This window comes from Streptomyces sp. NPDC059248 (genome assembly GCF_042753905.1).
Classification (GTDB): domain Bacteria; phylum Actinomycetota; class Actinomycetes; order Streptomycetales; family Streptomycetaceae; genus Streptomyces.
Genome location: NZ_JBHYZV010000149.1, coordinates 1 through 7,493 on the forward strand (window position 1 = coordinate 1; position 7,493 = coordinate 7,493).

Below are 7,493 nucleotides of genomic sequence, written 5' to 3' on the forward strand. Positions count from 1 at the left end.
CCGCGCGCGGGCGGGTGCCGTCGCCCGGGGCCGTGGCGTCGGTGAGCCGGCCGGGCGGGAGCGGCGGGCGCCGCGGGCGCCCCGCCCGCGGATCCCGCCGGGCCGAGGCCCCGGCCCGCGATCCCCCGGGCCCGAGGTCCCGTCCGGAAGGTCGCGCCGTCCGTCCGGTGGCCGATGCCGGGCCGTGTCCGCGCGGTTCCGCACAGCCCCCGACGCTCGGTACGCGTTACGGGCGGACTGTGTCGCCGCGCCGACGCGACCTGGTGGATCACCCGGGTCGGTGGCCGGGGGTGCCACCGTGCGTACCGCCCCTCCCGGAGCCTTCGGCACGGCCCCGGCCGCGCTTCCCGCGGGCCGAGTGGCCCGGCGAAGCCGGGGAGAGCGCCCTCGTACGGGACGCGCTCGGGCGACTCCGGCCGCCGCGCCGCGAGCGCGTCACGCCCCGGTGGAGCCGTCGACGCGCTCCCGGAGGAGGTCGGCGTGCCCGTTGTGGCGGGCGTACTCCTCGATCATATGGACCAGGATCCAGCGCAGGGACACCTCCGTGTCGCCCATCGCGGCGGCCTCCTCGTCGGAGAGCCCGCCGCAGTCGTCGAGCGACGCGCCGGCGGTCAGCTCCCGGCCCTTCTCGATCTCCGTCCGCCAGGCGGCCAGGGTCTCGTCGAGCCCCCGGCCGGGTTCCAGCGCGAAGCCGTCGGCGCCCCCGCCGGTGAAGACCCGGCCCGCGTCCCGGTCGCCCGCGAAGATCCGCCGGAACCAGTTCCGCTCCACCTCGGCCAGATGCTGGACCAGCCCGAGGAGCGTCATCGACGAGGGCTCCGCCGCCGCCGTCCGCAGCTGTTCGTCCGTCAGGTCCGCGCACTTGAGGGCGAGGGTGGCGCGGTGGAAGTCGAGCCAGCCCTCCAGCATGGCGCGTTCGTCGGCGCGGGGCGGCGGGATGGGGCGTCCGTCGGGAGTCGTCTTCATGATCGTCACTCTCGCACAGGCCACCGACACCGGCTCCGGGCCGCGTCAGGGCTCGTCGGCGGCCCGCCGTCGCCGGTCCCGGCGCCGCAGCCACCACCACAGGCCCGTACCGGCCGACGACAGGACCAGCGCCATGGTCACGACCGGCCAGCGGGCGTGCTCGACCCGCCATCCCAGCACCAGGACCACCGCCGTCAGTACGGCCGGGACCAGCAGGGAGACCACGGCCCTGCCGGAGGAGGCGGTCAGACCGGGGGCCGTGCCCGCCGGGCGGCGCGGCGCCGGTTCACGGAAGTAGTAGAGCGCCGCGCGGTCCGTGAGCCGCCCGGTCGCCCAGTGGTACGAGAGCGCCATGTACGGCAGCCATACCAGCGGCGCCACCGTCCCCACCGCGATCACCGCCGCCAGCAGCAGGACCTTCGCCGTCGTGGTGGCCAGCCGCCGGGCCCGGCCCGCTCCGGCGTCCCGGGCGTCGGACGGGGTGAGCAGCCCCAGCAGCCGCGCCATCCGCAGGGTGACGCCCCAGACGGCCCCCGGCCTCGGCCGCAAGCGGCTCCCGGTGTCCTCGGCCGTATCGGCGTCGAAGGCGTCGAGCGCGGTCCGCGCGCCGTCGGCGTCCGGGTACACGCCCATCAGGACGAGGAGTTCGGCGGCCCGCTCGGGCGAGGTCGGATCGCGTCCGTCGAGCCCGGCGAGTTCGAGGACCGTACGCGCCTCGTTGAGCAGGGCCGCGCAGAACGCCACCGGGATCAGCAGCAGGAACGGGCCGCCGACGAAGGCGCCCTCCGCGACCGTGTTCCGCCGCCCCCGGGCGACCACCAGGGCCCGTAGCTCGGCCGGTCCCGCGTCCGGGTATCGCTCCCGGAGCCGGGTCACGGACCGGTCGGCCGCGGGGCCCATGTGCCGCAGGGCGAACCGGGCCAGATGCTCCGGCAGATGTCCCGGGTCGGCGAGGACCGCGCGGAGCAGCGACGCGGGGAGCGCGGCCATGGGGCCTCCCGTCCGTGCGGCCCGCGGGATGGGACGGCTCCAGTCAACGACGGGCGGGTACGGTACGCATCCCGGACGCGTCCGGCGACGTACGGCATGCCGCGTGTCCGGCCCGGGGACGGCCTTGGTCGTCCTCGGGGGCGTGGACGGCCGGGGCCGGGCGGCGGTCCGCGGCGACCGCCGCCCTTCAGGGGGACGCGGTACGGCTCAGTGGCCACCGCCCGAGGAGACGTTGAGGCGCTTGGTGAAGGTGACGCCGCCGTCCTTCGACTCGTACACACCGTCCTGGGTCGCCACGATCAGCCGCCGGGCGTCGACCGCGGTGAGGGCCTGCGGCCCGCCGCCGGGCGCGGTGCCCGTCCGCTTCCAGCTCTTCCCGCCGTCGGCGCTGACGCTGATCTCGCCCGCGGTGCCGATGCCGTACAGGGCCTTCGCTTCGGTCCAGGAGAGGAAGGCCAGTACCGGTCCTGTGCCGGTGGGGAAGGTCTTCCCGCCGTCCGTGCTGGTGGAGATCCCGGCTTCGGTGGTGGCGAGCACGGTGTCGGGGTCGGTGGGGCTGACGGCGATGTCGAGGGCCTTCAGCGGGCTCCGCTTCTCCCAGTTCTTCCCGTCCTTGCTGACCCGCAGCAGTCCGTTGGTGCTGTCGTATCCGTAGACGGTGTCGTGGGCGTAGTCGAGGGAGTGGAAGTCGACCTCGCCCACCAGGGACCGGTCCTTCCAGGTGCGGCCGGTGTCGGTGCTCTCGATGAGCCCGAGGTCGGCCGGGGCGTCGCGGCCGGGCGCGGGGTGTCCGCTGGCGAGGAAGGCGCCGTTCGCGCCGAGCGTGAAGCCCATGAAGTCGTCCTCGCGGTCGCCCACCAGCCGGGGGCGGCCGTCGGCGTCGGGGGTGTGGATGCCGTTGTGGGTGGCTACATAGAGCCTGCCGTCCGCCGGGTGGATCTCCACGCCGTGGATATGGCTGATGCCGGAGCCGGTGCTCCGGCCGTCGTCGCCGGAGTCGTCGCCGTCGCCGCCGCAGGCGGTGAGGGCGAGGACGAGGGCGGCCGTCGCGGCGGACAGGGTGGCGATGCGCTTGTTCATGGGGTCCTGACCAGAGGGTGGGGGAGGGTGCTGACGAGAGGGCGGGGGCGGGTGCCGGTGCGCCGACCCGGTCGGGTGCGGCGCACCGGTACCCGGCCCGGCGGCTCAGAGCCGCTTGAGGATCGCCGTGAAGGTGTCGACCTCGGCCTGCTGGCTCCGGATCACCTCACCGGCGAGCTTCTTCGCCGTCTCGTTGCGGCCCTTCTTCTGCTCGTCCTCGGCCATGGTGATGGCGCCCTTGTGGTGCTCGACCATCAGCCGGGCGAACTCGCGGTCGAAGTCCTTGGCCTTCGCCGCCTTGAGATCGGCCATCTGCCGCTCGGTCATCATGCCGTCCATCGCGGGCGTGTCCCCCGAGCCGTGCGAACCGTGGTCCGTGGCCGTCTCGGGCTTGCCCCACGCCTTGAGCCAGGCCCGCATCTTGGTGATCTCGGGGTCCTGGGCGGCGGAGATCTGCTTCGCGAGAGCGATGATCTCCGCGTCCTGCGCCCGGCCGTCGGCGAGCGCCGACATCTCCAGCGCCTGCTCGTGGTGCGGGATCATCATCTGCGCGAACATCACATCGGTGTCGTTGAACGCGCCCGGTGCCGGGTTGTCGGCACCGCCCGGTGCGGCGGGAGACGACGCGGACCCCTTCTTTCCGTGGTCCATCCCGGCCATGTCGTCGTCGCCGTCCTTGTCGCCGCCGCACGCGGCGAGCAGCAGCCCCGCCGCGGCGACGGCGGAGACGGCGGCGGTACGGCGCGCGAACCGGCGGCGCGGCCCGCGGGGGGCGCGGTCGATGTCCGTGGTGGCGGCGTCCGTGGCGGCGGTGTCCGCGATGGCGCCGGGGCGTGCGAAGCCCTTCAAGCCCTTCATGTCACAACCTCATGCTGTCTGTTCGATACCTGGAAGTGTTCGTCCGGGGCGCGCGGGCATGCCGGAGCGGCCCGCGGCGGGACGGGCTAGATCCGCAGGATCGACAGGGCGGAGAGATCGGGTGGCCGGGCCGGCGGGCCGCGGCGGGTGGTGACGAGTGCGCCGGTACGGAGCCGTAGCAGCCGGTCGGCGCGGCGGCCCTGGACGGCCCGCAGCAGGGCGGCGAGCAGGGCGGAGCCGAGGACGGCGACACAGAGGGCCAGCATGTCCATCGCCATGCCGGAGCCCGGTTCCCCGGAGTCCCCGTGCCCGCCGTGGCCGCTGCCCGTCGGCCGGTCCCGAGCCGGATCGGCGAGGGCCGCGGCCGTGCCGTCGTACCCGGCGCCGTCGGGCGCGTGGGCCGGGGCGGCGATGGAATTCGGCGGGGACGTACCCGCGTCCGTCTCGGGGTGGCCCAGCGTATGCATCGCGAAGACGCCTAGCGCGAGCACGACCAGCAGCAGCTGCCCCCAGGCACCCGCCGTCCTGATCGTTCCGCTCGTCCTCGCCACTGTGACCTCCGCACCCGACGATACCCAAGGCCGGTCCCCCCTGCTGCCACCACCCACCTTCTACTAAGCTGCTTCGCGTTGTCGGCGTGTGGTGAGGCATGCGGTGAAGGAGGAGCGATGAGCCTGAGGTCCTGGGGCCCGCGGCAGTGGCTGGTGGCGGCCGGAGCCGCGGTGCTCGCGGCGGTCCTGATCGGTGTGCCGACCGGGGTCGTCCCCTCCGCCTTCTACAGCCGGATGACGCCCGTGCTCTGGTGGAACTACCCGGTGTGGGCCGTCAGCTCCGTCCTCATGGGCCTGCTCGCCGGGACGTACGCGGGCGACCGCGGACCGGCCCGGGGCCCGGACCGCGACCGGCCGCGCGGCGCCCGCGCGCTGGCCGCCGGGGTGCTCTCGGTGCTCGCCGTCGGCTGCCCGGTCTGCAACAAGCTGGTCGTGCTCGCGCTCGGGATGAGCGGGGCGATGTCGTACTGGGCCCCGGCGCAGCCCCTACTCGCGGTGGCCTCCGTCGCCCTGCTCACCCACGCGCTGGTGAAGCGGCTGCGTACCGCGTCCGCCTGCCCGGTACCGGCGGCGACCGAGCGGGCGGCGGCAGAGCCGGAGGGGCGGCCGGGGCCGGGGGATACGGACGGGCCGGAGGGGCCGGACGCCGGTGCGCAGGGCGAGGCCGGAGCGCCGGGGTCCACCGGTCCGGCGACTACGATGAGCAGCCACTGAGGGCGGGGGCGTCGAGACCGCCGACGAGAGGAGCGGGGCGTGCGACAGCTGGGTGATCTGGAGGCGGAGATCATGGACCGCCTCTGGAACTGGGGTCGTCCGGCCACCGCCCGCGAGGTGCGCGACGATCTCAACCGCAAGCGCCCCATCGCGTACAGCACGGTGAAGACGGTCGCCGACATCCTCTTCAACAAGGGCATGCTGGAGCGCGAGAAGGAGGGCCGGGCCTGGGTCTACCGCGCCACCTGCACCCGCCAGCAGTACACGGCCGCCCGGATGCAGGACGCGCTGGACGGCAACCCCGACCCGGCCGGTGTGCTGCTGAGCTTCGTGGAACAGATCTCCGCCGACGAGGTGCAGGCGCTGCGGTCGGCGCTGCGGGCCGCCAAGCGGCGGAGCGGTTCGTGATCACGACCGTCGGGCTGACCGGGTACGCGGTCCTCGTGGGGGTCGCCGTGCCCTACGCGCTCGCGGCGGCCCGCTGGCCCCACCGCGCGCCCACCGCCGCGTTGCTGGCCTGGCAGGGTCTGACGCTCACCTTCGTCGTGGCATCGGCCCTGGCCGTATACCACCTCGTCCTCGCCGAACAGCACGTCCACGACGGCATCGTGGGGCTGCTCGGCGCCTGCGGTCTCGCCGCCGACGCGCCGCCCGGCGCCGCCCCTGCCGGGCCCGCCGACGTCGCCCTGCTGATGGCGCCCGCCACGATCGTGCTGCTGCCCCTCGGCTGGCTGCTGACGACGGCGTGGCAGACGGGGCGGGAACGGCGCCGCCACGCCGGACTGCTCGCCGTCATCGGCGCCGACGCCGCCGACTACGAGGCCACCGTCGTCGACCACGACGTGCCCGCCGTCTACTGCCTGCCGGGCCGGGAGCGCCGGATCGTCGTCACCCGGGGCGCGCTGGAACGCCTGACGGACGAGCAGCTGCGCGCCGTACTCGCCCACGAGATGGCCCATATCGAAGGGCGGCACCATCTGGTGCGGCTGGCGGCGACGGCGTTCGCCCGGGCCTTCCCCGGGCTGCCGCTCGCCCGGCACGCCCGGGAGCAGACCGCCCTGCTGCTGGAGATGATCGCCGACGACCGGGCGCTCCGCGGCCACTCCCGGGACGCGCTGGCCACCGCGATGTGCGAGGTCGCGGCCGGGCGCGCGCCCGGCTCCGCCCTGGGCGCCGGCGGCTCCGGTGTGCTGATCCGACTGCGCCGTATCCTCACACCCGAGGCCCGGCCGCGCCGGATCACCCGGCTCGGTGTGCTCCTCGCCTCCCTGACGGCCCCCTTCCTCCCGCTCCTGGTGGCCTGCTGAGTCAGAGGCTTCCCGCGCGGCCGGATGCGCCCGATGGAGCTCCGGCGGGGGCGGCGGGGGCGGCGGGGTGCCGGCCCTGCCGGAATATGCTTTTGCGCGCCCGCCGTGGTGAAAACCGCTCGACCCGATCACCCGCAGCGGGAGACCCTCGGGCATGGAGTTCCTCTGCTACCACCGCGACCGGCCCGGCTCCCTGCCGCTACGCGATGAACTGATCGAAGAGCATTGGTCGTATATGGACCGGTACGCGAAGGAGATGATCGCCCGGGGTCCGACCCTCGCCGACGACGGCGACACCCCCACCGGAAGCGTGCACATCGTCGGACTGCCCGATCCCGCCGCCGCCCGCGCGTTCGCCTTCGACGAGCCGAACTATCAGGCCGGTGTCTATCGGGACGTGTTGCTACGACGCTGGCGCAACGCGCTGGGGCGCACCATGTGGGGCTTCCCCGGCGGACGGAGCGGCGGCGACCGGTACCTGGTGCTCGGCCTCGGCGCCGGGCGCGCCGCCGACCTCGATGTACCGCCCGACCGGGACGATCTGATCGCCTACGGGCCGCTGTTGTCCGACGACGGCACCGAGTGGCTGGGCACTGCGGCTCTGCTCCGGGCGCCGGACCCGGACACGGCACGCGCGATCCTGACTCCGGGGCGCTACGCCGACATCGAGGTGCACAACTGGCAGTTCGGCGGACGCGAGTCGTAGCCGGAGACGCCCGTCGGTCCCGTGGCCCGGGGGCGTAGGAGCGGCGGGGCGGCGGGCGGCCCCGGCGGAGTCCGCGGGGCGCGAACCCGCCGGGGCCGGCGCACCGCCGCGGGAGCCCTCCCGCTTCCTGTTGGCCGGACATGGGGCGGTGCGGCCCGGGAGGGATCCGGGGGCGAGTGCCAACCGGATCATAGCGCTAATCAACTTAGCGCTATAGCGGATCGGTCCGTCGCGGGGGGCCCGGGCCAGGGCACGACCGACACCCGGGGGGCGCAGACCCCCCCCCACCGGGCGCCGCCCACAGCGGCCCACCACCCGGCC

General features: G+C 74.9%; 9 protein-coding genes. 4 read left to right on the plus strand and 5 right to left on the minus strand.

Going from position 1 to position 7,493, the window contains the following annotated elements; translation table 11 throughout:
* Nucleotides 1-435 precede the first annotated feature (435 nt).
* The 5 genes from ACFXG1_RS32670 to ACFXG1_RS32690 form a co-directional block, all read right to left on the minus strand.
* On the minus strand, nt 436-966 hold the full coding sequence (locus ACFXG1_RS32670; RefSeq protein WP_384717985.1) for a DinB family protein: 531 nt from the start codon (nt 964-966) through the stop codon (nt 436-438).
* 45 nt (nt 967-1,011) lie between these two features.
* Nucleotides 1,012-1,956, minus strand: coding sequence for a hypothetical protein (locus tag ACFXG1_RS32675; RefSeq protein WP_384745810.1), 945 nt, complete (start codon nt 1,954-1,956; stop codon nt 1,012-1,014).
* Between the two features lie 207 nt (nt 1,957-2,163).
* Nucleotides 2,164-3,036, minus strand: coding sequence for a F510_1955 family glycosylhydrolase (locus ACFXG1_RS32680; protein WP_384745812.1), 873 nt, complete (start codon nt 3,034-3,036; stop codon nt 2,164-2,166).
* Between the two features lie 105 nt (nt 3,037-3,141).
* A complete protein-coding gene (locus ACFXG1_RS32685) occupies nt 3,142-3,819 on the minus strand; it encodes a DUF305 domain-containing protein (protein WP_384717988.1) in 678 nt (225 codons plus the stop codon).
* 161 nt (nt 3,820-3,980) lie between these two features.
* Nucleotides 3,981-4,445 carry a DUF6153 family protein gene (locus ACFXG1_RS32690; protein ID WP_384717981.1) on the minus strand — a complete coding sequence of 155 codons (465 nt, stop codon included), beginning with the start codon at nt 4,443-4,445 and terminating at the stop codon, nt 3,981-3,983.
* A gap of 117 nt (nt 4,446-4,562) precedes the next feature.
* On the opposite strand from ACFXG1_RS32690, the gene ACFXG1_RS32695 reads away from it, so the two are divergent.
* The 4 genes from ACFXG1_RS32695 to ACFXG1_RS32710 all read left to right on the plus strand — a co-directional run bounded on the left by ACFXG1_RS32695 (nt 4,563) and on the right by ACFXG1_RS32710 (nt 7,172).
* Nucleotides 4,563-5,159, plus strand: a complete 597-nt coding sequence (locus ACFXG1_RS32695; protein ID WP_384717979.1) for a hypothetical protein — start codon at nt 4,563-4,565, stop codon at nt 5,157-5,159.
* 39 nt (nt 5,160-5,198) lie between these two features.
* On the plus strand, nt 5,199-5,567 hold the full coding sequence (locus ACFXG1_RS32700) for a BlaI/MecI/CopY family transcriptional regulator (protein WP_384717977.1): 369 nt from the start codon (nt 5,199-5,201) through the stop codon (nt 5,565-5,567).
* Nucleotides 5,564-6,466 carry a M56 family metallopeptidase gene (locus ACFXG1_RS32705; RefSeq protein ID WP_384745815.1) on the plus strand — a complete coding sequence of 301 codons (903 nt, stop codon included), beginning with the start codon at nt 5,564-5,566 and terminating at the stop codon, nt 6,464-6,466. Before ACFXG1_RS32700 ends, ACFXG1_RS32705 begins: the two co-directional genes overlap by 4 nt.
* A gap of 154 nt (nt 6,467-6,620) precedes the next feature.
* Nucleotides 6,621-7,172 (plus strand): YciI family protein, encoded by a 552-nt coding sequence (locus ACFXG1_RS32710; protein WP_384724241.1) that lies wholly within the window; start codon nt 6,621-6,623, stop codon nt 7,170-7,172.
* Nucleotides 7,173-7,493: the final 321 nt, after the last annotated feature.